The sequence below is a fragment of the Limnohabitans curvus genome, from assembly GCF_003063475.1.
GTDB classification, from domain to species: Bacteria; Pseudomonadota; Gammaproteobacteria; order Burkholderiales; family Burkholderiaceae_C; genus Limnohabitans; species Limnohabitans curvus.
Genome location: NZ_NESP01000001.1, coordinates 77,665 through 102,014, shown reverse-complemented (window position 1 = coordinate 102,014; position 24,350 = coordinate 77,665). Strand labels below are relative to the sequence as shown.

The 24,350-nt window shown below is 55.8% G+C and carries 20 protein-coding genes and 1 tRNA gene; 14 read left to right on the top strand and 7 right to left on the bottom strand.

Translation table 11 applies throughout. From position 1 onward, the window contains the following. Positions 1-36: 36 nt before the first annotated feature. From B9Z44_RS00390 to aat, 3 genes are read right to left on the bottom strand one after another with little or no spacing between them, the layout of a single operon-like run. Positions 37-822 (bottom strand): IclR family transcriptional regulator, encoded by a 786-nt coding sequence (locus B9Z44_RS00390; protein ID WP_108358730.1) that lies wholly within the window; start codon positions 820-822, stop codon positions 37-39. A gap of 21 nt (positions 823-843) precedes the next feature. After that, positions 844-1,578, bottom strand: coding sequence for an arginyltransferase (locus tag B9Z44_RS00385; protein ID WP_108358729.1), 735 nt, complete (start codon positions 1,576-1,578; stop codon positions 844-846). After that, positions 1,575-2,339, bottom strand: a complete 765-nt coding sequence (gene aat / locus B9Z44_RS00380) for a leucyl/phenylalanyl-tRNA--protein transferase (protein WP_108402747.1) — start codon at positions 2,337-2,339, stop codon at positions 1,575-1,577. The genes B9Z44_RS00385 and aat overlap by 4 nt, the downstream gene beginning before the upstream one ends. Positions 2,340-2,534: 195 nt before the next feature. Between aat and B9Z44_RS00375 the strand changes: the two genes are divergently transcribed. Together B9Z44_RS00375 and B9Z44_RS00370 are read left to right on the top strand one after the other, a co-directional pair. Then, on the top strand, positions 2,535-3,476 hold the full coding sequence (locus B9Z44_RS00375; protein WP_108358728.1) for a M23 family metallopeptidase: 942 nt from the start codon (positions 2,535-2,537) through the stop codon (positions 3,474-3,476). 27 nt (positions 3,477-3,503) lie between these two features. Further along, positions 3,504-3,947, top strand: a complete 444-nt coding sequence (locus tag B9Z44_RS00370) for a bactofilin family protein (RefSeq protein ID WP_108358727.1) — start codon at positions 3,504-3,506, stop codon at positions 3,945-3,947. 62 nt (positions 3,948-4,009) lie between these two features. Here B9Z44_RS00370 and B9Z44_RS00365 read toward each other — a convergent pair. Continuing rightward, a tRNA-Ser gene (locus tag B9Z44_RS00365) sits at positions 4,010-4,100 on the bottom strand. A gap of 78 nt (positions 4,101-4,178) precedes the next feature. On the opposite strand from B9Z44_RS00365, the gene B9Z44_RS00360 reads away from it, so the two are divergent. Next, positions 4,179-6,443: an arginine/lysine/ornithine decarboxylase gene (locus B9Z44_RS00360; RefSeq protein ID WP_108401391.1), complete on the top strand. Its 2,265-nt coding sequence runs from the start codon at positions 4,179-4,181 to the stop codon at positions 6,441-6,443. Between the two features lie 17 nt (positions 6,444-6,460). Here the strand turns inward: B9Z44_RS00360 and B9Z44_RS00355 are convergent, their stop codons facing one another. Together B9Z44_RS00355 and fabI are read right to left on the bottom strand one after the other, a co-directional pair. Continuing rightward, positions 6,461-7,318 carry a DNA ligase gene (locus tag B9Z44_RS00355; protein WP_108358725.1) on the bottom strand — a complete coding sequence of 286 codons (858 nt, stop codon included), beginning with the start codon at positions 7,316-7,318 and terminating at the stop codon, positions 6,461-6,463. Between the two features lie 62 nt (positions 7,319-7,380). Then, positions 7,381-8,193: an enoyl-ACP reductase FabI gene (gene fabI / locus B9Z44_RS00350; protein ID WP_108358724.1), complete on the bottom strand. Its 813-nt coding sequence runs from the start codon at positions 8,191-8,193 to the stop codon at positions 7,381-7,383. Between the two features lie 35 nt (positions 8,194-8,228). Between fabI and B9Z44_RS00345 the strand changes: the two genes are divergently transcribed. The 11 genes from B9Z44_RS00345 to B9Z44_RS00295 all read left to right on the top strand — a co-directional run bounded on the left by B9Z44_RS00345 (position 8,229) and on the right by B9Z44_RS00295 (position 23,385). Next, positions 8,229-10,091 (top strand): extracellular solute-binding protein, encoded by a 1,863-nt coding sequence (locus B9Z44_RS00345; protein WP_108401390.1) that lies wholly within the window; start codon positions 8,229-8,231, stop codon positions 10,089-10,091. After that, a complete protein-coding gene (locus B9Z44_RS00340; RefSeq protein WP_108401389.1) occupies positions 10,088-11,122 on the top strand; it encodes a microcin C ABC transporter permease YejB in 1,035 nt (344 codons plus the stop codon). Before B9Z44_RS00345 ends, B9Z44_RS00340 begins: the two co-directional genes overlap by 4 nt. After that, positions 11,088-12,149 carry an ABC transporter permease gene (locus B9Z44_RS00335; RefSeq protein ID WP_108401388.1) on the top strand — a complete coding sequence of 354 codons (1,062 nt, stop codon included), beginning with the start codon at positions 11,088-11,090 and terminating at the stop codon, positions 12,147-12,149. Before B9Z44_RS00340 ends, B9Z44_RS00335 begins: the two co-directional genes overlap by 35 nt. Beyond that, the gene (locus B9Z44_RS00330; protein WP_108401387.1) at positions 12,146-13,780 is read left to right on the top strand and encodes an ABC transporter ATP-binding protein; all 1,635 of its coding nucleotides are present in this window, start codon (positions 12,146-12,148) and stop codon (positions 13,778-13,780) included. Before B9Z44_RS00335 ends, B9Z44_RS00330 begins: the two co-directional genes overlap by 4 nt. Before the next feature lie 138 nt (positions 13,781-13,918). Continuing rightward, on the top strand, positions 13,919-14,479 hold the full coding sequence (gene rimP / locus B9Z44_RS00325) for a ribosome maturation factor RimP (protein WP_108358719.1): 561 nt from the start codon (positions 13,919-13,921) through the stop codon (positions 14,477-14,479). A gap of 28 nt (positions 14,480-14,507) precedes the next feature. Then, the gene (gene nusA, locus B9Z44_RS00320) at positions 14,508-15,992 is read left to right on the top strand and encodes a transcription termination factor NusA (protein WP_108358718.1); all 1,485 of its coding nucleotides are present in this window, start codon (positions 14,508-14,510) and stop codon (positions 15,990-15,992) included. Positions 15,993-16,016: 24 nt separating this feature from the next. Next, complete coding sequence (gene infB / locus B9Z44_RS00315; RefSeq protein WP_108358717.1) at positions 16,017-18,854, top strand: translation initiation factor IF-2; 2,838 nt, start codon at positions 16,017-16,019, stop codon at positions 18,852-18,854. 19 nt (positions 18,855-18,873) lie between these two features. After that, positions 18,874-19,245: a 30S ribosome-binding factor RbfA gene (rbfA, locus tag B9Z44_RS00310; protein ID WP_108358716.1), complete on the top strand. Its 372-nt coding sequence runs from the start codon at positions 18,874-18,876 to the stop codon at positions 19,243-19,245. Between the two features lies 1 nt (position 19,246). Further along, positions 19,247-20,272, top strand: coding sequence for a tRNA pseudouridine(55) synthase TruB (truB, locus tag B9Z44_RS00305; protein WP_245912730.1), 1,026 nt, complete (start codon positions 19,247-19,249; stop codon positions 20,270-20,272). A 14-nt stretch (positions 20,273-20,286) separates the two neighbouring features. Then, on the top strand, positions 20,287-22,104 hold the full coding sequence (gene typA / locus B9Z44_RS00300; RefSeq protein WP_108283873.1) for a translational GTPase TypA: 1,818 nt from the start codon (positions 20,287-20,289) through the stop codon (positions 22,102-22,104). A 147-nt stretch (positions 22,105-22,251) separates the two neighbouring features. Beyond that, entirely contained in the window at positions 22,252-23,385 is a 1,134-nt protein-coding gene (locus B9Z44_RS00295) for an enoyl-CoA hydratase/isomerase family protein (RefSeq protein WP_108401385.1), read from the top strand. A gap of 45 nt (positions 23,386-23,430) precedes the next feature. Here B9Z44_RS00295 and B9Z44_RS00290 read toward each other — a convergent pair whose 3' ends face one another. Next, positions 23,431-24,348, bottom strand: coding sequence for a CoA transferase (locus B9Z44_RS00290; RefSeq protein ID WP_108401384.1), 918 nt, complete (start codon positions 24,346-24,348; stop codon positions 23,431-23,433). Between the last annotated feature and the right edge of the window lie 2 nt (positions 24,349-24,350).

Here is a 24,350-nt window from a genome sequence, read left to right as displayed (position 1 = left end):
TACCAATAAAAAAGCCAGCAAACGCTGGCTTTTTTATTAGGTATTTGCATGCGACTCTTTGTAACCGAGGGCATGTGAAATAGCTTGTGTGGTCGCTTGAAGTTTGGGCAACCATCCTTCGTCTAATCGATCAGCAGGGGCCGAAATAGACAAGCCAGCGACTAATTTGCCTTGGTCGTCATAAATCCCTGAGGCCATGCAGCGCACACCGAGTTCAAGCTCTTCGTTGTCTCGTGCGATGCCGTATTGGCGGGCTTTTGAGAGTTCACGCTCTAAGACAGGCAGCTGGGTGATGCTGTTTCGGGTTTGGCCAGCAAGACCTGTGCGGGTCGCATAAGCACGCACACGTTGGGCATCGTCCATGGCCAAAAACAATTTACCAACAGAAGTCAGATGCAGCGGGGCACGGCCGCCAATGGCACGAACCACTTGCATGCCTGAACGTTCGCTGAAGGCGCGCTCGACATACACGATTTCATCACCTTGTCGGACGCTTAAGTTCACAGGTTGCTGAATGAGTTTGTGCAATTCGCGCATGGGCTGGAACGCCACATCGCGCACGTTGAGACGATCTTTCACCAAGTTCCCCAGTTCAAGCAGACGCATGCCTAGCCTGTAACTGCCTGCTTCTGGACGGTCCACGAAGCGACCTACAGCCAAGTCATTCAAAATGCGGTGCGTGGTGGAAGGGTGCAGGCCTGTTCTCTCGCTGATTTCCTTCAGTGAGATGGCTTCTTCGCGTGAAGCCAGGACATCAATGAGTGTGAACATCCGCTCAATGACTTGGATGTTTGGCGTGGCAGGCACAGTAGATTTACGCATGATTTATTTTATCATGTGAAATTAAAAATCAATCCATTCCCCGTCGACTAAGCGTTGTTGCGGTGAGAAATCGGCTTTGTATCGCATCTTCTGGCTGTCTTGAATCCAATAGCCCAAATAAGCGTATGGCATTTCTAGCTCGCGCGCCTGTTGAATTTGCCACATCACGTTGTAAGTGCCGTAACTGGTGTGGGGTTCAGGTTCGTAAAAGGTGTAAACCGCAGACAAACCATCGTTGAGCACATCCACGATGGACACCATTTTGAGAGCGCCCAGTGGGTGTGCGTCGCTGGGTTCTCGAAATTCAATCAGTCGCGTGTTGACCCGACTTTGCAGCAAAAATTGCGTGTATTGCTCTGTGCTGTCTTCGTCCATGCCACCCCCTGCGTGGCGCAGGGTTTGGTAGCGCAGGTACATGGCGTAATGTTCAGGATCGAACCCGAGTTTCAAAACGCGAACTTGCAGATTTCGGTGACGTGACCAGGCGCGACGCTGGCTGCGCGTGGGTTGGTAGGCCGCCGTGTCAACCCGTAACGCGATGCACGCTTTGCAGTTGTCGCAGTAGGGCCGATAAGTGAACAAGCCACTGCGCCTAAAGCCCTGATGCACCAAGTCTGCATAGCCTTCGTTGTTGATCAAATGGCTGGGGGTTGCCACCTGCGAGCGTGCGGTGCGCTCAGGCAAATAGCTGCAAGGGTAGGGTGCCGTGGCGTAAAACTGCACCGTCTGAAGTGGTAAGTCTTGACGGTGGGTCACGGCAATCCTTTCTGGCTCAGGATCTCGCGCCAATATGCGGTATCAAAACGCCAGGTAAGCGCCGCTTCATGATCTGCCTGGCGAATTTTTTGAAGGAACTCAGACCTCAGTATTTCTCTTGCGCCCAATGAGGCCAAGTGCTTGGTGTTTTGTTGGCAATCAATCCACGAGATATGGTGCGCTCGTGCAAATGCCACCAGCGCCGCGAGGGCAATTTTTGAGGCATCGGTTTGATGCGCAAACATGGACTCGCCAAACACCGTATTGCCAATGGCCACGCAATACAAGCCTCCGACCAACTCACCGTCCACCCAAGTTTCAATGCTGTGAGCCCAACCCGCAAGATGCAATGCTTCGTAGGCCGAAATCATCTCCGCCACGATCCACGTGCCGGGCTGCCCAAGACGCGGACTGTTGGCGCAATGGCGAATGACATCGCTGAAGCGGCTGTCAAAACGAATTTCGCAGCGAGGGTTGTTTTGAAAGTGCTGCAAGGTCTTTCGCAGGGAACGGTGTAGTTTGAACTCCGCCGTATGCAGCACCATGCGGGGATCGGGGGACCACCACAAAACAGGCTGGCCGTTGCTGAACCAAGGAAACATGCCCTGTTGATACGCCTCGCACAATCGCGCAACGGATAAGCCGCCTCCGGCCGCCACCAATCCGGCCAACGTTGTGCCTGATTTTTGAGCAGATTCTGGGTGAGGCAGGGGTGTCTCAGCCTCCAGCCATGGAATATTCAGTGACTCATTTTTCGTCATGGCTGACATTGTGAGGTCTGTTTTTCTATCGGAGTTAGCCCAATGGGATTAACTTTCCTTAAAGAGGAATTCTTTGTCATTGATGATGACATATTTGAAAAAATTAAGTGACTTGATTGGAGAGAACTCCCTACAATTCTCTGTTTATGTGTGGGGTAACTCACATGCAAGCTGATAAGTTTTCCGGAGCGATCTATGCAATTGATGTGGGTTTCTGGGCCCACCGCCTCGGTGCGGACCATTTCTATCACAGCGCGTAAAGTGCTGATGGGCATCTGCGCCTCTGCATTTGTGTTGGTCGCTTTTGGTGTGCTGTTGCACTTCATTGGTTTTCGGATTGCGATTGAAATGAGCCCCAGTTTGGCGCGTAGCTTGGGTGGTGTGACCACTGAAGCCGAGCAGCAAAAAGTCGAGGCGGTGTACCGTGAACGTTTGGACAACCTGCGCCAAACCCTCAACACCACCGTACAAGAAATTCGCCAGCTTGAAACCTTGAAAAACCGCTTCATGGAAGTGGCGACCCCCACCAATTTACGCGACAAGTACAGCAAAAAAGACGAGGCACGCGGTGGCCCTTGGGTTGCCCCTCGCTTGCAAAGCACGCCTTCGCGTGATTTGAATCATGATCTTGCCTCCGCGATGGATGAATTTAGCCAGACCCAAGTGGCTGTACGGAATTTGACCCAAAACTGGTCAGCCCAGCTCAGTTGGTTGCACGCTTTGCCTACAGGCATTCCCATGGGAAAAGACTTTCGCGTGACCAGTGGTTTTGGTATCCGCAATGATCCTTTCACCGGTCAATTGGCCATGCATGAAGGTTTAGATTTTGTGGCCGAGGTCGGTTCGCCCATCGTGGCGACGGCAGCAGGCACAGTGACACGCTCAGCATGGGACGCTTCTTACGGCAATGTGGTGGAGGTGAGTCACATTGAAGGTTTCACCACCCGCTATGCGCACCTGAGCAAGCGCTTGGTCGAGGTCGGCCAAAAAGTGCAACGTGGTGACACCATTGCACAGTTGGGCAACACGGGCCGTTCCACAGGCCCGCATTTGCATTACGAAGTGATGCGCAATGACCGCGTGTTGAACCCCACGCAAATGTTGTTGCAAACAGCCACCGTTGCCAGCGCTCAGTGAACGCGTTCACCATCTAAAAGGCCTGCCATGTTTGAAAAACTCAAAGACAAATCGTTGTCGCCTTCGCAAGAACGCTTTGACACCATCATCGGTCGGACGACCCAAATTTATGGTCGTTTGGTGCTGCTTGACAGCGTGCGCATTGATGGCAAAGTGGTGGGTAACATCGAAACGACCAAAGACAACAAAGTCACGGTGGCGATTGGCAAGACAGGTGAAGTGTCTGGCGACATCACGGCACATCGCGTGATGGTGGCGGGCAAAGTCGAAGGCAATATTTATGCGGCCGAACGTGTGGAGTTTCACAAAGACTCCATCGTCCAGGGCGACATTTCGTATGGCTCGATTGCGGTCGAGCACGGCGCGCGCTTGTTGGGCTTGGTCATCCAAAACCCCATCAGTTCTGCCGCGGCCAATAGCAGCACGGATGCCAAGAACGTGATCAAAAAAGCGCAAGAGAGCAGCAGCTGATCACGCGAATCTAATCAGCCATAAAAAAAGCGCCTAAAAAGGCGCTTTTTTACTTTTTGTAGTGGCGGAGCAAGAGGGATTCGAACCCTCGGTGGGCTATTAACCCACACACGCTTTCCAGGCGTGCGACTTAAACCACTCATCCATCGCTCCGAAGCCTAGTATTGTAACAGTGGGCGAGTACACTTCGGCGCTATTGTTTTTTTCAAGCTTCAATGCTCGGAGTCCCGCATGAAATTTCGCTTCCCCATCGTCATCATCGACGAGGATTTTCGTTCTGAAAATACGTCAGGTTTGGGCATTCGTGCGCTCGCCGATGCGATTGAAGGCGAGGGCTATGAAGTCATGGGCGCCACGAGCTATGGCGACTTGAGCCAGTTCGCGCAACAGCAGTCGCGCGCCAGTGCTTTCATCTTGTCGATTGACGATGAAGAGTTCACGCCCGGCCCCGACCTTGACCCTGCTGTTTTGAACTTGCGTAACTTCATCGAAGAAGTGCGCCGCAAGAACTCAGACGTGCCAATTTATGTCTATGGTGAAACCAAAACCTCACGCCACTTGCCCAACGACATCTTGCGCGAGTTACACGGTTTCATTCACATGTTTGAAGATACGCCCGAGTTCGTGGCGCGTCACATCATCCGAGAAGCCAAGAGTTATTTGGAGAGCGTGCAGCCGCCGTTTTTCAAGGCCTTGCTTGATTACGCCGAAGACGGCTCGTACTCATGGCATTGCCCCGGTCACTCGGGTGGCGTGGCGTTCTTGAAGAGCCCCGTGGGCCAGATGTACCACCAGTTCTACGGCGAAAACATGTTGCGTGCCGACGTGTGTAACGCGGTGGAGGAGTTGGGCCAGCTGCTGGACCACAACGGCGCAATTGGAGAGAGCGAGCGTAATGCCGCGCGTATTTTCAATGCCGACCATTGCTTCTTCGTCACTAACGGTACGAGTACCTCTAACAAAATTGTGTGGCATCACACCGTGGCGCCTGACGACGTGGTGGTGGTAGACCGCAACTGTCATAAATCTGTGTTGCACGCCATCATCATGACAGGTGCTGTGCCTGTGTTCTTGAAGCCCACGCGCAACCACTACGGCATCATCGGCCCGATTCCGCAAAGCGAATTTGAGCCAGCCACGATCCAAGCCAAGATCAAGGCTAACCCCTTGCTCAAAGGTGTGGATGCCAAGAATGTTAAGCCCCGTGTCTTGACGCTCACGCAGTCCACCTACGACGGCGTGTTGTACAACACCGAAACCATCAAAACCATGCTCGACGGCTATGTGGCCAACCTGCACTTTGACGAGGCTTGGTTGCCTCATGCCGCGTTCAATCCGTTCTACGGCACCTACCACGCCATGGGTAAAAAGCGCGAGCGCCCCATGCATTCGGTGGTGTACGCCACGCAGTCGATTCACAAGCTGTTGGCTGGTATCAGCCAAGCCAGCCACGTGTTGGTGCAAGACTCGCAAAAGACCAAGTTGGACCGTCATCTGTTCAACGAAGCGTATTTGATGCACACCAGCACCAGCCCGCAGTACAGCATCATTGCCAGCTGTGACGTGGCTGCGGCCATGATGGAGCCGCCCGGCGGTACCGCTTTGGTGGAAGAAAGCATTGCCGAAGCTCTTGATTTCCGCCGCGCCATGCGCAAGGTGGACGACGAGTACGGCAAAGATTGGTGGTTCAAAGTATGGGGCCCAGATGAGCTGGTAGATGACGGTATTGGCCGTGCCGAGAGCTGGATCATCAAAGGCAAAGGCAAGTCATCCAAATGGCATGGCTTTGGTAACTTAGCCGATGGCTTCAACATGTTGGACCCCATCAAGGCCACCATCGTCACGCCCGGTTTGGACTTGAACGGCAAGTTCGACAAAACAGGTATTCCTGCCAGCATCGTGACTAAATTCTTGGCTGAGCACGGTGTGATTGTGGAGAAGACAGGCTTGTACAGCTTCTTCATCATGTTCACCATCGGTATCACCAAGGGGCGTTGGAACTCGTTGTTGACGGCTTTGCAGCAGTTCAAAGACGACTATGACCGCAACCAACCCATGTGGCGCATCCTGCCCGAGTTTTGTCAAAAGCACCGCGCTTATGAGCGCATGGGCTTGCGCGACTTGTGCCAGCACATCCACACGCTTTACGCCAAGTACGACATTGCACGTTTGACCACCGAGATGTACCTGAGCGACTTGACGCCCGCCATGAAGCCCAGCGATGCCTACGCACAAATTGCACACCGCAACACCGAGCGTGTGCCTGTGGACGATTTATTGGGCCGTATCACCACCAGCTTGGTCACGCCATACCCACCCGGTATTCCATTGCTCATTCCGGGTGAAGTGTTCAACAAGAAGATCGTGGACTACCTCAAGTTCGCCCGCGAGTTCAACTTGCAATGCCCGGGTTTTGAAACCGACATCCACGGTTTGGTGGAAGAAGTGGGCGAAGACGGCGTGAAACGCTATTACGCTGACTGCGTCAAAGCCTAAGGTGTTTCATCTGGCGGTCAGCGTTCAATCGCCGGCCTGATGCGCACAAAGCTGGCAAAACGCGGCACGCCTTTGTCTGTCAACCCGCGATAGCGATAAGTGACCCACTGGCCCACGGCTGGTGGGTTTTCTCTTTGGGCGTCATTCAAACCTGTGCCCAGTTTGAAACGCAGACCTTGCGGTGTTTCGACCCACAGCGCCCCGGTGCGTTGGGCGTGCTTGCCTTGGCCCACTTCATGGCCGACCACTTTGGCCTCGGCATCTTCTTGTGGTTTGACCTTCAGCACGTCTGCGTTGCGGCCGCTTTGGTACAGGCTGCTGCCACGGTGCAATACCAAACCTTCACCGCCTGCTTGCACGGTTGTGTGAAGCAAGGCTTTCAAAGCTGCGTGTGTTGGCACTTGGCTTTGTGCCACCGCCTGCACCCACGGTTTGTCAATGTGCTTGACCAGGCCTTGGTAACGCCGCACACGTTCGGTGAAAGTTATGGATGGTGTGAATACGTCGAATACCATGAATCGCATCGCACGCCACGCGTTGTCAGGAGCTTGTTTTTGCTGAATGACAGATGCGGCTTGCTCAAATTGGCCAGGTCCAGCCCAAAGCTCACCTTCAAACGCATGAGCAGGCCAGCCTTGCACAAACCAGGTGGGTGGGTTGAGTGCTTTGCCACTTCGACTTAAAAGTTGGTGGCCATCCCAGTAGCCGCGAATACCGTCATATTTTTCACTCACCCAGTAGTCGGTGAGTTTTTCATGGCCCTGATAAGGGTTGGCCAACCACAGCGCGGGCGGCTGTGTGGCACGTGCGGGTAGATGTGCGAAGCTGCTAAGGCAGCCCAAGGAGAGGTGAGAAAGCAAGTCGCGGCGTTGCATGGTCGTCTCCTTGGGGCTGATCGCACCCAAAAATGGCCACCCGCGTGGCCAGGAGCGCCAGCTTACTCGGCTACAGGCTCGGCAATGCCACCTACAACTTGGCTAAATCCGCCGTCTACATAGGTAATTTCGGCAGTCACGCCTGCGGCCAAATCGCTCATCAAGAACGCAGCCACGTTGCCCACGTCATCGATGGTCACGTTGCGGCGGATGGGTGAAGCTTCAGCCACCACGCTCAAAATCTTGCCAAAGCCTTTGATGCCGCTGGCAGCCAATGTTTTGATAGGGCCGGCGCTGATGCCGTTGGCGCGCAGGTTGCGGCCTTTGGCGCCTAAGGATTCGGCCAAGTAGCGCACAGACGCTTCGAGCGAGGCTTTGGCCAAGCCCATGGTGTTGTAGTTCGGCACGGTGCGGATGGCGCCCAAGTACGACAGGGTCAACACGGCTGATTTGTCGTTGAGGTAGGGCAGAGCGGCTTTGGCCATCGCTGGGAAGCTGTAAGCGCTGATGTCGTGTGCGATAGCAAAGCCTTCGCGTGACAAGCCGTCCAGGAAGTCGCCGGCAATGGCTTCGCGTGGGGCGTAGCCAATGCTGTGCACAAAACCGTCAAACGTGGGCCAGTGGGCCGACAGGTCTTTGAACATTTGTGTGATTTGTTCGTCGCTGCTCACATCGCAGTCAAAAATCAGCTTGGAGTTGAAGTCGGCAGCAAACTCTGTGATACGGTCCTTGAAGCGCTCGCCCACGTAGCTAAAGGCCAATTCGGCACCTTGGTCGTGGCAAGCTTTGGCGATGCCATAAGCGATGGAGCGGTTGGACAACACGCCCGTGATGAGAAGCTTTTTGCCAGACAGGAAACCCGTTTTTGTACTCATGAAATCTCTCCAAAAAAATCTTGCAGAATTGTCGCATGCGTAGCTTCCTGATTTTGTTGGCGTTTTTGTGCTCTGGCCCGTCTTGGGCAGGCCATGCTTACGCGCAATTTGGGGACATCAAATACCCCGCCAACTTCAAAAACTTTGACTATGCCAACCCACTGGCGCCCAAAGGCGGCGAGCTGGTGTTGGTGCCGCCTTCGCGTTTGTCGAGTTTCGACAAATACAACCCCTTCACCCTCAAAGGCAATGCGGCGCCTGGCTTGACGGGCTTGGTGTTCGAGTCCTTGTTGACGGGCACCATGGACGAGCCCACCACAGCCTATGGCTTGTTGGCTGAAGATGTGAGCGTGGCGGCAGACCGCCGTTCGGTGACTTTCAAGCTGCGCCCGCAAGCGCGCTTTCACAACAGCGATGCGGTGATGGCCGAGGACGTGAAGTACTCTTTTGAGCAACTCATCAGCAAGCAGGCGGCCCCGCAATTCCGCACTCTGTATGCCGAGGTAGCCGGTGTGACGGTGGTCGACCCGCGCACTGTGCGTTTTGACTTCAAGCGCGTGAATCCCGAGCTGACCTTGATCGTGGGCGGCATGCCCGTGTTCAGCCGCCAGTGGGGCAGCGAGAACGGTTATCCCAAGCCCTTGGACAAAATCGTCACAGATACCCCCATCGGCAGTGGCCCTTACAAAATGGGTCGCGTGGTGTTTGGCCGCGATGTGAGCTACGAGCGCGACAACAACTATTGGGCCCGCGATTTGAATGTGCGCAAAGGCTTGTTCAACTTTGACCGCATCACCTACCGCTTGTACAAAGACAATACGGCGCAGCTTGAAGGCTTCAAGGCCGGTGAGTTCGATTTGGTGCAGTCCTTCATCGCGCGCGAGTGGGCGAGGGGCTACACGGGCAAACAGTTTGCGACGCGTCAACTGATGAAAAGCGAGTTCAAGCACGGCAATGCGGGTGACTTTCAGGGCTTCATGTTCAACACCCGGTTGCCCAAATTCAAAGACGCGCGTGTGCGTGAGGCCATTGGCCTGGCCATGGACTTTGAGTGGATGAACCGCCAGCTGTTTTACGGGGCTTACCAGCGCGTGCGTGGCTACTTTGTGGCCAGTGATTTTGAAGCCACGGGCATGCCTGACGCCGCAGAGTTGGCCTTGCTCACGCCTTTGCGTGACAAGCTCGCACCGGGGGTGTTCAAAGACGCCGTGCCTCAGCCACCGCGGACCTCGCTAGACCCCAAATCAGGCGAAACCTTGCGTGACCATTTGCGCCGTGCCAAGGCCTTGTTGGCCGAGGCGGGCTGGACTTACCGCGATGGCGCTTTGCGCAACCCACAAGGCGAACCATTCACGGTTGAGTTTTTAGACAACTCAGGCGCCATGGGGCGTGTGATCACGCCGTACACCAAGAACCTAGAGAAGCTGGGTTTTCAGGTGAACTACAAAGTCATCGACTTCGCCATTCTGCAAAAACGCTTGGATGTGTTTGACTTTGAAATCATCAGCAACCGCATTGTGGGCAGCGAGTCACCAGGCACTGAGCTGATGGAGCGCTTTGGCACCAAAGCGGCCACCACTGAAGGCTCGGGTAACTTCATGGGCATCCAAGACCCTGCGGTTGATGCTTTGTTGGAAAACATCACCTCTGCCAAAACTAGGCCTCAGCTCATCACTGCGGTGCGTGCGTTGGACCGTGTGCTGCGCCACGGCCACTACAGCGTGCCGCATTGGTACGGCGGTGTGCATCGGGTCGCATGGCGCAATGGTCGCTTTGAGTTGCCGGCGGTTATGCCTCGCTACTACCAACCCGAAACATGGGCCTCGTCCACGTGGTGGGCCACCATTGACAACCGCGCCACCTTGGCCGCGACCAAAAGAGCGGAGCGTGCGCCATGAGTTCGTACATCCTCAGACGTTTGCTGTTGATGATTCCCACCTTGTTGGGGGTTTTGCTGATGACCTTTGTGGTCATTCAATTTGTGCCGGGTGGCCCGGTTGAGCAAATGGTGTCGCAGCTGCAAGGCCGCGATAGCGGAGGCGAGGGCGCTGCCGTGGCAGGCGCTGGCTACCGTGGCCGCCAAGGCGTGGACGCCGCGCGCATTGAAGAAATTCGCCAGCAATACGGCTTTGACAAACCGCCCACCGAACGGTTTTGGCAAATGCTCAAACAGTTCGCGGTGTTTGATTTGGGTAAAAGCTTTTTCTATCCCAAAACCGTCTGGGAACTAGTGAAAGAAAAAATGCCTGTCTCTATCAGTCTCGGGCTGTGGACGTTTCTCTTGAGTTACCTCATCTCGGTGCCCTTGGGTGTTGCCAAGGCCGTGCGTGCAGGTTCTACGTTTGACTTGGTGACGAGCCTCTTGGTGTTGGTGGGCTTTGCCATTCCCGGCTTTGTGTTGGGCGTGGCCTTGCTGGTGGTCTTTGGCGGTCAGCTGCAGTGGTTTCCGCTCCGCGGTCTGACGTCAGCCAACTGGGAGCAACTCACCTGGGGCGCGCGCATCACCGATTACCTGTGGCATATCGTGTTGCCGGTCGCGTCTAGCGTGTTGGGTGCATTTGCCGTGACCACGCTGTTGACCAAAAACGCCATGCTCGAAGAAATTCGCAAGCAATACGTGCTCACTGCCCGCGCCAAAGGTTTGTCTGAACGCCGCGTCATTTGGAACCATGTGTTTCGCAACGCGCTCATTCCCTTGGTCACAGGTTTTCCTGCGGCCTTCATCGGCGCGTTCTTCACGGGTTCGTTGTTGATTGAAACCTTGTTCTCGCTCGATGGCTTGGGGCTGTTGAGTTACGAAAGCGTCATGCGCCGAGACTACCCCGTGGTGTTGGGGACGTTGTATTTGTTCACGTTGATTGGTTTGGTCACCAAACTCATCAGCGACCTTTGTTATGTATGGGTGGACCCGCGTGTCAAATTCGACTGAAGCATCTTTGTCGCCCACCCAGCGCGCTTGGCTGCGGTTCAGGCACAACCGCCTTGGCTTTTACAGCTTGGTGTTGTTTGTGTTCTTCTTTGGCTTGAGTTTGCTGGCAGAAGTGTTGTGCAACGACAAGCCTTTGCTGGCCCGCTACAACGGCAGCTTTTACATGCCCATCGTGCACAACCAGCCGGAGACGACCTTCGGTGGCGACTTCGACACGCCCACCGACTACCTCGACCCGTTTATTCAAGCTCAGTTTGACAAGCCCGGCAACTGGGCCTTGTACCCGCTCGTTCCTTACCACCACAGCACGCTCAACTACTTTGCTGCCACGCCCAATCCCGCGCCACCTTCGGCGGACAACTGGTTTGGCACAGACGACCGCGGTCGCGATGTACTGGCTCGTTTGCTTTATGGTTTTCGCATCTCTGTCTTGTTTGCCTTGGCGCTGACCTTGTTTGGCACCGTCATTGGCATCTTGACCGGTGCCTTGCAAGGCTTTTTTGGCGGCAAGACCGACTTGGCCATGCAGCGCTTCATCGAGGTGTGGAGCGCCATGCCCGAGCTCTATTTGCTCATCATCTTTTCAGCAGTGTTCGACCCGAGCATCACCTTGTTGCTGATTTTGTTGGGCTTGTTTGGCTGGATGGGCTTGTCTGACTATGTGCGCGCCGAGTTCTTGCGCAACCGTCAGCTTGACTATGTGCGCGCCGCGCGTGCGCTGGGCTTGTCAGACGCGCAAATCATGTGGCGCCATGTGCTGCCCAACAGCTTGACGCCCGTGGTCACGTTTTTGCCGTTTCGCATGAGCGCGGCCATCTTGTCGCTCACTTCCTTAGACTTCTTAGGGTTGGGTGTGCCACCGGGGACGCCCAGCTTGGGTGAGCTGTTGGCACAGGGTAAAAACAACATCGATGCGTGGTGGATTTCTCTGTCCACCTTTGCGGTGTTGGTCGTCACCTTGATGCTGCTGACCTTCATGGGGGACGCGCTGCGCGATGCGCTGGACCCCAGAAAGGCACGCCCATGAGATTGCCTTTGCTTCAGGTGCGCGATTTGCGCATCGGCTTTCAAAATGAAGATGTCGTCAAAGGCATCAGCTTCAACTTAGACCTGGGTGAAAAGCTGGCCTTGGTGGGTGAGTCGGGTTCGGGCAAAAGCGTGACCGCACTCAGTTTTGTGAAGCTGCTTGAAGGCGCGCGCGTGTCTGGCCGTGTGCTGTGGACTGCGCAAGATGCCGACACCCTGCACCCCGAAGCCACCGATGCACCGCACACGCATGACTTGGTCAAGCTCAGCGAGCGTCAGTTGGTCCACATTCGCGGCCAAGACATTGCCTTTGTGTTCCAAGAACCGATGACGGCCTTGAACCCCTTGATGATGGTGGGTGACCAAATCGCTGAGGTGCTAGAGCTCAAACGCGGCATGACGCGCGAAGAAGCCTGGCACGAAGCCGTGGAGTTACTCAACCTCACAGGCATCCCTGAACCGGTGCGCCGTGCCAGTGCCTACCCGCATCAGCTCTCGGGTGGTCAACGCCAACGCGTGATGATTGCCATGGCCTTGGCTTGCCGTCCACGCTTGTTGGTGGCCGATGAGCCGACCACTGCTTTGGATGTGTCGCTGCGTGCGCAAATTTTGGATTTGCTCAACGATTTGCAAAAACGTTTTGGCATGGCCGTGTTGCTCATCACGCATGACCTCAACACCGTGCGTCGTTTTGCGGACCAAGTGTTGGTCATGGAAAAGGGTGTGGTGGTGGAGTCGGGCGCTGTTGATGCGGTGCTGACTTATCCAGAACACCCCTACACACAACGCTTGATCAACAGTCAGCCGCCTCGAAATGTGGTGGACGCCAATGCCAACGCGCCAATCGTCATGCAAGCCAAGGGCTTGCGGGTGAGCTACCCCATTCGGCGCTCAGGCTGGAAAGGCTGGTTCAAAGGCGATCACTTTGTCGCAGTTCAAGCTGCCAGTTTTGACTTGCGTGCTGGGCAAACCTTGGGCGTGATTGGCGAGTCGGGCTCCGGGAAAACCACCTTGGCTTTGGCGGCGCTTGGATTGATGCCTTCCAAGGGCACGCTCACCATCGACGGTGCGGCTTGGCAAGGCAAGTCCGCACAAGACTTATCGCTGCGCCGCAAAGTGCAAGTGGTGTTCCAAGACCCGTTTTCGTCCTTGTCACCCCGCATGAACGTGCAAGAGCTGGTGTCTGAGGGCTTGACTCTGCACGCCCCCGAGCTGGACGCGTTAGGCCGTTTGCGCCGCATTTTGGTAACTTTGGCGGCTGTCGGTTTGACTGAAACCGAATTTCCAGGCCTGTTGCAGCGCTACCCCCACGAATTTTCGGGCGGTCAACGTCAGCGTTTGGCGATTGCCCGTGCTTTGGTGATCGAGCCGCAGGTGTTGGTGCTAGATGAGCCCACCAGTGCCTTGGATGCCACGACCCAGTTGCAGGTCTTGCAATTGCTGCAAAAGCTCCAGCGGGAGCGGGGTTTGAGCTACTTACTCATCACCCATGATGTGTCAGTGATTCGCGCCATGGCACACCATGTGATGGTGATGCAAGCCGGGAAGGTGGTGGAGGCGGGTACGTTTGACCAAATCTTGAACAACCCACAAGCTCCGTATACGAAGATTTTGGTAGGGGCCGAGGCCTAAAAATACCTTTTATCCTTTGATAATCAAGCATTTAGGCGCTACAATGTGCGCTTCACGACCAAACGGGCGGGTAATTACCGCTCGTTTTTTTTGGTCGTTTGTTTTTTGAACACTTGATTTTGAAGGCTATTCGTCGACGTGAGTTTGCAGCAAACCGTAGAACAAACAGTGACCGGCTTAGGTTACGACCTGGTAGAGATTGAACGCTCCGCCGGGGGACTCTTGCGCATCACCATCGACATGCCTTGGACGGCTGACACGCCTGTGCAGCCCATCAATGTGGAAGATTGCGAGCGCGTCACGCGCCAGCTGCAATTTGCGCTGGAAGTCGATGGCGCCGAATACGCCCGCCTTGAGGTGTCCTCCCCCGGCATTGATCGCCCTTTGCGTCACCAAGCTGATTTCGAGCGCTTTGTGGGCGAAGAGGTGGACCTCACGCTCAAAGCGCCTATTGGTGCAGCCGCTGCTGGTCAAGTGTCGGCAACCCGTAAAAAATTCCGTGGCACTTTAGAGCGTACCGACGATGGTGCAGGCTGGCAAATCACCTGGCGTGATGAAGTCAAGGCCAAGCCTGGTCAAAAAGTCAGCCCCAAAAGATTAGCCGAAATGCCAGTTCACGCACTGGGTTTCACGCTGGACGAACTGCGAGAAGCACGTCTGGCTCCGATTGTGGATTTCAAGGGCAAAAAGCCCCGTTGAACATAGGTAAGAGAAGGAGTAACCGATCATGAACCGCGAAATGTTGATGTTGGTCGAGGCAATCTCGCGCGAGAAAAACGTCGAACGCGATGTGGTGTTTGGCGCCGTCGAGTTGGCGTTGGCCCAAGCCACCAAAAAGCTGTACGAAGGTGATGTGGACATTCGCGTGGCGATGGACCGCGACACGGGCGAGTACGAAACTTTCCGCCGTTGGTTGGTGGTGCCTGACGAAGCTGGTTTGCAAAACCCTGAAGCCGAAGAAATGTTGATGGACGCCCGCGAGCGCGTGGCTGACGTCGAAGAAGGCGAATACATCGAAGAGGGCGTCGAGTCCTTGCCCATCGGGCGCATCGGTGCGATGGCTGCCAAGCAAGTGATCTTGCAAAAAATCCGCGACGCTGAGCGTGAGATGCTGTTGAACGATTTCATGTCGCGTGGCGACAAGATTTTTGTCGGTACCGTCAAGCGCATGGACAAGGGTGACCTGATTGTTGAGTCCGGTCGCGTGGAAGGCCGTTTGCGTCGCAGCGAAATGATTCCTAAAGAAAACTTCCGCAGTGGTGACCGTGTGCGCGCCATGATCATGGAAGTGGACTTGACTTTGCGCGGTGCGCCCATCATCTTGTCGCGTTCGGCGCCTGAGTTCATGGTGGAGTTGTTCCGCCACGAAGTGCCAGAAATTGAACAAGGCATGTTGGAAATCAAATCATGCGCCCGTGACGCGGGTTCACGCGCCAAGATCGCTGTGATCTCTCATGACAAACGCGTGGACCCCATCGGTACTTGCGTGGGCGTGCGTGGCACCCGCGTGAACGCGGTGACCACCGAGCTCGCTGGCGAACGCGTGGACATCGTGTTGTGGAGCGAAGACCCAGCTCAATTCGTGATTGGTGCTTTGGCGCCTGCCAACGTCAGCTCCATCGTGGTGGACGAAGAGCGTCACGCCATGGACGTGGTAGTGGACGAAGAAAACCTCGCCATCGCCATCGGTCGTGGCGGCCAAAACGTGCGTTTGGCTGCTGAGTTGACCGGCTGGAAAATCAACATCATGGATGCCGCTGAGTCTGCTCAGAAGCAAGCTGACGAAACGTTCAGCATCCGTGAATTGTTCATGGCCAAGTTGGACGTGGACCAAGAAGTCGCTGACATCTTGATTGAAGAAGGTTTCACCAGCCTCGAAGAAGTGGCTTATGTGCCATTGCAAGAGATGTTGGAAATCGAAAGCTTTGACGAAGACACCGTCAACGAGTTGCGCACACGTGCCAAGGATGCGCTGCTCACCATGGAAATTGCACGCGAAGAGAGCGTCGAAGAAGTTTCGCAAGATTTGCGCGACCTCGAAGGATTGAATGCGGAGTTCTTGCCCCAGTTGGCTGAGAGCGGCGTACACACCCGTGACGATTTGGCCGATTTGGCCGTAGACGAGCTCACAGCCATTACCGGCCAAAGCGAAGAAGAGGCCAAAGCCCTGATCTTGAAGGCACGTGAACATTGGTTCACGGGTCAAGAGTAATGGTCATGGCGAGGAAGATCACATATGTCCAGTACGACCGTAGCCGAGTTTGCCAGCGAACTCAAAAAACCAACCGACACCCTGCTTGACCAGCTCAAGGCAGCCGGTGTTGCCAAAGCTTCTGCCAGCGATGTGCTGACAGAGGGCGACAAACAAATGCTCTTGAGCCACTTGCAAGCCAGCCATGGCACAGCATCGCCCGAGCGCAAGAAAATCACCTTGGTCAAGAAATCGACCACCGAGATCAAACAAGCCGACGCCACAGGCAAAGCCCGCACCATCCAAGTGGAAGTGCGTAAAAAACGCACCTTCGTCAAGCGCGATGAAGACGAGGCGGCAGAAGTCCAAGCCGCACCCGCACCTGTTGCAGTGCAAGAGCCTGTTGTGCCTGCGATTGACCATGCCGAGTTGGCCCGACGTGAAGAAGAAGCACGCCGCCAAGCTGAGCTGATCCGTCGTCAAGAAGAAGAGCTGGCCGAAAAACGCCGTCTGCGCGAAGAGCAAGAAGCCAAAGAGCAGGCCAAACAAGAAGCCGCCAAAGCCAAAGCGCAAGCCGAAGCTGCTGTGGTGGTGGAAGCTGTTGCGTCCGAAGCCAAAGCTGAACCCTCTGAACCCGTTGTCGACGCCAAAGCGCAAGCCGCTGAAGCTGCGCGTGTGGAAGCCGCTGCGGCTTCTAAGGCACGTGCCGATGAAGACACGGCTCGCGCTGCTGATTTGGATTCTCGTCGTCGCAAAGCCTTGGCTGAAGCCGAAGCGATTCGCTTGATGATGAGCACGCCACAAAAGCAGATGGTGGCTAAAAAGCCTGAGCCAACGCCAGACCCCAAAGCCATCAAAGGTACGCTGCACAAGCCGGCAGGCACTCCAGGTGCCCGTCCAGGCGCACCTGCAGCCCCTGGCACCGCCGCTGCACCTGGCAACAAAGAAGTCAAGAGCGCCAAGCTGTCTTCCAGCTGGGCCGACGAACAAGCCAAAAAGAAAGCCATCAAAACACGCGGTGACGCGAGTGGTGGTGTGGGCCGCAACAGCTGGCGTGGAGGCCCCAAAGGCCGCCGTGACCGCGACCGCGACGATGACCGCGCACCACAAGCACCCGTCGAAGCACGCGTGCTCGAAGTGCACGTGCCAGAAACCATCACCGTGGGCGAGTTGGCCCACAAGATGGCCATCAAAGCCTCTGAAGTGATCAAACAGTTGATGAAACTTGGACAAATGGCCACCATCAACCAGCCTTTGGACCAAGACACCGCCATGATTTTGGTGGAAGAGTTGGGTCATAAGGCCGTGATTGCTGCACTGGACGATCCAGAAGCCTTTACCGAAGAAGAAGCGTCCGGCCATCAAGCCGAGTCTTTGACACGCGCCCCTGTGGTGACGGTCATGGGCCACGTGGACCACGGTAAAACCTCGTTGCTGGACTACATCCGTCGCGCCAAAGTTGCGTCGGGCGAAGCCGGTGGCATTACCCAACACATTGGCGCTTACCACGTGGAAACACCACGCGGCATGATTTCCTTCTTGGACACGCCCGGTCACGAGGCCTTCACGGCCATGCGTGCACGCGGTGCCAAAGCCACCGACATCGTCATCTTGGTGGTGGCGGCGGACGACGGCGTGATGCCGCAAACCAAAGAAGCCATCAAGCACGCGAAAGCGGCGGGTGTGCCAATCGTGGTGGCGGTCAACAAGATCGATAAGCCCGGTGCCAACCCAGAGCGCGTCAAAGGCGAATTGGTGGCTGAAGAAGTGGTGCCTGAAGAGTTCGGTGGTGATTCACCGTTCTGTGAAGTCTCTGCCAAAACCGGTGCCGGCATCGACGAGTTGCTGGAGCAAGTGCTCTTGCAAGCCGAAGTGCTCGAACTCAAAGCGCCTGTCGACGCCATGGCCAAAGGCTTGGTGATCGAAGCGCGTCTGGACAAAGGTCGCGGTCCTGTGGCCACGGTGCTGGTTCAGTCCGGTACGCTCAATGTTGGCGACGTGGTCTTGGGCGGTCAAACCTATGGCCGCGTGCGCGCCATGTTGGACGAGAACGGCAAGCCGATCAAATCGGCTGGCCCATCCATTCCAGTCGAGATTCAAGGCCTCACCGAAGTGCCACAAGCCGGTGACGAATTCATGGTCATGACCGACGAGCGTCGTGCCCGCGAAATCGCAACTTACCGTGCAGGCAAAGTGCGCAACACCAAGTTGGCCAAGCAACAAGCGTCGAAGTTGGAGAACATGTTCTCCGACATGACGTCTGGCGAAGTCAAGCTGTTGCCCATCATCGTCAAAGCCGACGTGCAAGGTTCGCAAGAAGCTTTGGCTGCCTCGCTGCTCAAGTTGTCGACCGACGAAGTCAAAGTTCAGTTGGTGTACGCCGCTGTGGGTGGCATCAGCGAGAGCGATGTCAACTTGTCGATCGCTTCTAAGGCCGTGATCATTGGCTTCAACACCCGTGCCGATGCCGGTGCGCGCAAGTTGGCCGAGAGCAATGGCGTGGACATTCGTTACTACAACATCATTTATGACGCTGTGGACGAACTCAAAGCTGCCATGTCTGGCATGTTGACGCCCGATAAGAAAGAAGAAGTCATCGGTACTGCCGAGATTCGCCAAGTGCTGCGCGTCAGCAAGATTGGTGCGATCGCGGGTTGTATGGTCACCTCTGGTTTCGTACGTCGCAACGCGAAGTTGCGTTTGTTGCGCAACAACGTGGTGGTCTTCACAGGCGAACTCGACAGCTTGAAGCGTTTCAAAGACGACGCCAAAGAAGTCAAAGAAAACTTCGAGTGCGGTTTGACCATCAAGAACTACAACGACATCGTCGAAGGCGATGTGTTGGAATTCTTCGAAATCAAAGAGGTGGCACGTACGCTGTAAAGCGTCAGTGCAATGAAGCATGGCACGTAAACCGAGCAGCACCCCCAACCGCAGCTACCAAGTGGCCGACCAGATCCAGCGCGATCTGGCCGAGTTGATCGCGCGTGAGTTGAAAGACCCGCGCGTGGGCATGGTCACGCTGCAAGGCGTGGAAGTCACGCCTGATTACGCCCATGCCAAAGTGCATTTCAGCGTGTTGAATGGCGACCCTGCGAAAACAGGGGAGGGCTTGAACCAAGCCGCAGGTTTCCTGCGCAATGGCTTGTTCAAGCGCTTGCACATTCACACCGTGCCTACCTTGCACTTTGTGTACGACCGCACGCCGGAGCGTGCGTCAGACATGAACGCCTTGATTGCCAAGGCCGTCGCCTCCAAAGCGAAGGACGACTGACATGAGCGCCGTTGGGCAGTCATCAGGGAGTACCCAAGCTCCCAGCACACGTATGCCGCGCGTACGGGTGCAACGACGCCCTGTGCATGGCGTGTTGCTGCTGGATAAGCCCATCGGTTTGTCTAGCAACGATGCCCTGCAAAAAGCCAAGTGGTTGTTGCGTGCTGAAAAAGCAGGCCATACCGGCACGCTCGACCCTTTGGCGACGGGTGTGTTGCCTTTGTGTTTTGGTGCCGCCACCAAATTCAGTCAGCTCCATTTGGATGCTGACAAAACCTACGAAACCACAGTGCGCTTAGGTGTGAAAACCAGCACTGCGGATGCCGAAGGTGAGATCATTGAACAGCGCCCTGTCACTTGTACCGTGGGTCAAGTGGTGGAAGTGCTGGACCGTTTCATGGGCCCGATCACGCAAGTGCCGCCCATGTACAGCGCCTTGAAAAAAGATGGCAAGGCCTTATATGAATATGCCCGTGCAGGCGAGACCGTCGAGCGCGAGCCTCGTCATGTGGTGATTCACGACTTAGAGCTGCTCGAGATGCAGCTCGAAGGTGATGCGCCATTTTTGCGTTTGCGCGTGACGTGTAGCAAAGGCACCTACATCCGCACCTTGGGTGAAGACATTGCTGAGGCTTTGGGTTGCTGTGGCCATTTGAGCGCTTTGCGCCGCGTGGCGACGGGGCCTTTTGACGAGGCGGATTGTGTGACCTTGGAAGACCTGACCGCCATGGACGAGCCCCAACGCGAAGCGCGTTTGATGCCTGTGCAGTGTCTGTTGTCAGATCACACGGCTGTCACGTTGGATGCTGAGAATGCAGGTCGCTTCTTGAGCGGCGTGCGTCGTCGCGGTGCTTGGGCAGACCAGGACCGCGTGAGTGTGTTTGGAGAAAACCCACACGCTTTGCTGGGCAGTGCCCATGTCAAAGCGGGGGAACTGATTCCGGGACGATTGTTGAGTCCCCTTGAAATTCAACAAATTTTGGAAAGATCGCCTGTCAACCAGCCCCTGCTGGCCCAACAGGCATAAAGGAAGAGAGAAGCATGAGTAAGCAAATTCGCAACATCGCCATCATCGCCCACGTTGACCACGGTAAAACCACCATGGTTGACCAATTGCTGCGTCAATCTGGCACCTTCGCCGACCACGAAAAAGTGGTGGACACCGTGATGGACAACAACGCCATCGAACGCGAGCGCGGCATCACGATTCTTGCAAAGAACTGTGCCGTGAGCTGGGAAGGTACCCACATCAACATCGTTGACACCCCCGGTCACGCGGACTTCGGTGGCGAAGTGGAACGTGCGTTGTCGATGGTTGACGGCGTTGTGTTGTTGATCGACGCGCAAGAAGGCCCCATGCCTCAAACTCGTTTCGTGACCAAGAAAGCTTTGGCTTTGGGCTTGAAGCCCATCGTCGTGGTGAACAAAGTGGACAAGCCCGGTGCGAATCCAGACAAAGTGGTGAACGCCGCTTTTGACTTGTTCGACAAACTCGGCGCGACCGACGAACAACTCGACTTCCCTGTGGTGTATGCCTCAGGTATCAACGGCTGGACGTCTCTCGAAGAAGGTGCACCTGGCGAGCAGTGGGGCCCAGACATGTCGGCCTTGTTCAACACCGTGTTGAAGCACGTGCCACCCCAACAAGGTGACCCTGCTGCACCGTTGCAATTGCAAATTTCTGCGCTCGACTTCTCCACCTTCGTGGGTCGTATCGGCGTCGGCCGTATCAGCCAAGGTACTGTCAAGCCCATGATGGACGTGATGGTCATGGAAGGCCCAGATGGCACCGCCGTCAAAGGCCGCGTCAACCAAGTGTTGAAGTTCCAAGGTCTGGACCGTGTGCAAGCCACTGAAGCTGGCCCTGGCGACATCGTGTTGATCAACGGTATTGCTGACTTGAACATTGGCGTGACTGTGACAGACCCTGTCAATCCAGCACCGTTGCCAATGCTCAAGATTGACGAGCCAACCCTGACCATGAACTTCTGCGTGAACACCAGCCCCTTGGCCGGTCGTGAAGGCAAGTACGTGACCAGCCGTCAGTTGTGGGACCGTTTGCAAAAAGAACTGCAACACAACGTGGCTCTGCGCGTCAAAGAAACCGACGAAGAGGGCGTGTTTGACGTCGCCGGTCGCGGTGAATTGCACTTGACCATTTTGTTGGAAAACATGCGCCGTGAAGGCTACGAATTGGCTGTGTCTAAGCCACGCGTGGTGTTCCGTGACATCGACGGTGTGCGCCACGAACCTATCGAATTGGTGACGGCTGACATCGAAGAAACCCATCAAGGCGGCGTCATGCAAGCTTTGGGCGAGCGCAAAGGCGAACTCGTCAACATGGAACCCGATGGCCGCGGCCGCGTGCGTTTGGAATACCGTATTCCAGCCCGTGGTCTGATTGGTTTCACCAACGAATTCTTGAACTTGACCCGTGGTTCAGGTTTGATCTCCAACATCTTCGACAGCTACGAGCCACACAAAGGTGACATCGGCGGCCGTAAGAACGGTGTGTTGATCTCTATGGATGACGGTGAAATCTTCACTTACGCCTTGGGCAAGTTGGATGACCGTGGCCGTATGTTCGTCAAGGCGAACGACCCTGTTTACGAAGGCATGATTGTGGGTATCCACAGCCGTGACAACGACTTGGTGGTGAACGCCACGCGTACCAAACAGCTGACCAACTTCCGTGTGTCTGGCAAAGAAGACGCGATCAAGATCACGCCCCCGATTGACCTCACCCTCGAATACGGCGTGGAATTCATTGAAGACGACGAGTTGGTGGAAATCACACCGAAGAGCGTGCGTCTGCGTAAGCGCTTCTTGAAAGAGCACGAGCGCAAGCGCAACAAGTAATCCACTTGTTTGTACGAAAAGCCGAGGTTGATGCCTCGGCTTTTTTTACGTCTCGACTTTCGATGTGTCGCGCGGGTTCATGTGAGGTGTTCGCGGCGATATTGAATTGAAGAAAATACAAGCAAAGTATTTGACGAAGGAGTCACCATGTCCACTTACACCCCCGATGTGCACGCCGAGCGTGTGGGCCATTTAGGCCTGATCACCCTCAATCGCCCCAAGGCTTTGAATGCGCTCTCGCTGGCCATGGTGCGCGAGCTCAACCACGTGTTGCAACAGTGGCAAGACGATGCGCAGGTGAGGGCGGTGGTGGTGCGCGGCAGCAACAAAGAAGGTCCCTTCGGTGCGTTCTGCGCCGGCGGTGACATTCGTTACTTTCACCAAGCGGCGATGAGCGGTGATGTGACGTTGGAAGATTTCTTCACCGAGGAGTACAGCCTCAACCATTTGATTCAAAACTACCCCAAACCCTACATCGCGTTGATGGATGGCATCGTCATGGGCGGCGGCATGGGCATCAGCCAAGGCGCTGCGCTGCGCGTGGTCACCGAGCGAACCAAAATGGCCATGCCTGAGACGCACATTGGTTTGTTTCCTGATGTAGGTGGCGGTTATTTCTTAGGCCGTTGCAGTGGTCCTACATGCCCAGAGCACATGGGTGAATATTTGGCGCTTACCGGTCATGTGCTGCGTGGCGGCGAATCGCTGCATGTGGGCTTGGCCGATGTGTGTATGGATTCATCCACATTGCCCGCGTTATGGGACGGTTTGTGCCAGCAAGATTGGGCAAGTGGCGAAGCTGTGGTGGCTTGGTGGCGTGCACAAAGCAAGACTGCGACAGAGCAAGCTTTGGCTCAAACGCCTGCGTGGCAAAACGCACCCATCGCCAATGTGTTTGGCTTAGCCACAGTCGCTGAGATGGAACAAGCCTTGCAAGGTACAGATGAATGGTCGGTGCAAACCTTGAAGGCCTTGCACCATCAATCGCCGCTGATGCTGTGTGTCACGCTCGAGCAAATTCGCCGTGGCCGCCACATGACACTGGCTGAAGACCTGCGCATGGAGCGCGATTTGGTGCGTCATTGTTTTCAGACAGACCACCTGTCACGCCGAGGTTTGAGCAGCGAAACGGTGGAGGGGATTCGCGCTTTGGCAGTGGACAAAGACCACGCACCCAAATGGCAGCCTGCTCACATTGCCGATGTGACGCCCGCGATGGTGCAGCCGTTTTTTGAAAGCCCTTGGCCTGCATCAGCGCATCCATTGCGCCATTTGAGCTAAGCCCACCCCGCCGTTCGCATGGACGGCAGTGACTTGACGCGTGTTTTAGCGCGGCAACGTGTGCAGCGGAATGTCTTTGCTGTTGGCCAGCTTCTCGAGTTGTGCGCGTGTTTGCAGTGCCAAGAACTGTGCAATTGCTTCATGCGTGCTGCGCTTGTGCATGTGTGTCGCGGCTTGTTTGGGCAAGCCTGCGGCCTCACACAAACGCACCGCAAAGTGCGGCTCTAGGGCCGCCAAGGCCACGCGCCCGTTTTTGCAAGGGTAGACCTTATAACCCGCGTGTGCGCCGCCTACATCGCCGCTGGGCAGCGTGAGGCCCCATGCGCGCGGCAAGGCGAGGTATGAGGATGCATCGCACAACGCAACTTCATGAAACACACCTTTGCCTTGCGCTTTGCCTGGCCGTTGACGTAACAGCAGCGCTTGCAATACCGCTTCGGTGGCAAACAAGGAGCCGCCCATATCGGCATACAAGCTGGCAGGCATTTCAAGGCCATTGACCAAGCCACTGTCGGCTTGGTAGGTCAAATCGTGTCCAGGTTCTTCCGCGCGTTCACCTGGGGCACCCACGATGCTCACCACGCACAAAGCAGGGTAGCGCTTGTGCAACTCTTTCCAAGCCAAGCCCAGCTTGACCAAGGCCGAAGGGCGGAAGGAGGTGATGAGCACATCGGTTTGTACCAATTGTTTGTGCAGTGCTGCTTGGCCACGTTCAGACTTCAAGTCGGCTTGCAACACCTTCAAGCCTTGGTGCATCACCTCGTAAGCGGCAGGCTTGTAGATGCCCATGGGGTCTGCCGTGCTCATGCCGCTAGGCGCGAGTGGTTCGAGCTTGGTGCACTTGGCGCCCATGGCCTGCAGCCGCATCACAGCGGCTGGGCCTGGTAGGTTCAAAGCGAGGGTGAGAACGCGCACCCCTTTGAGGGGCGCGGCAGAGGAGGAGGGGTGATGTGCAGCAGTCATCC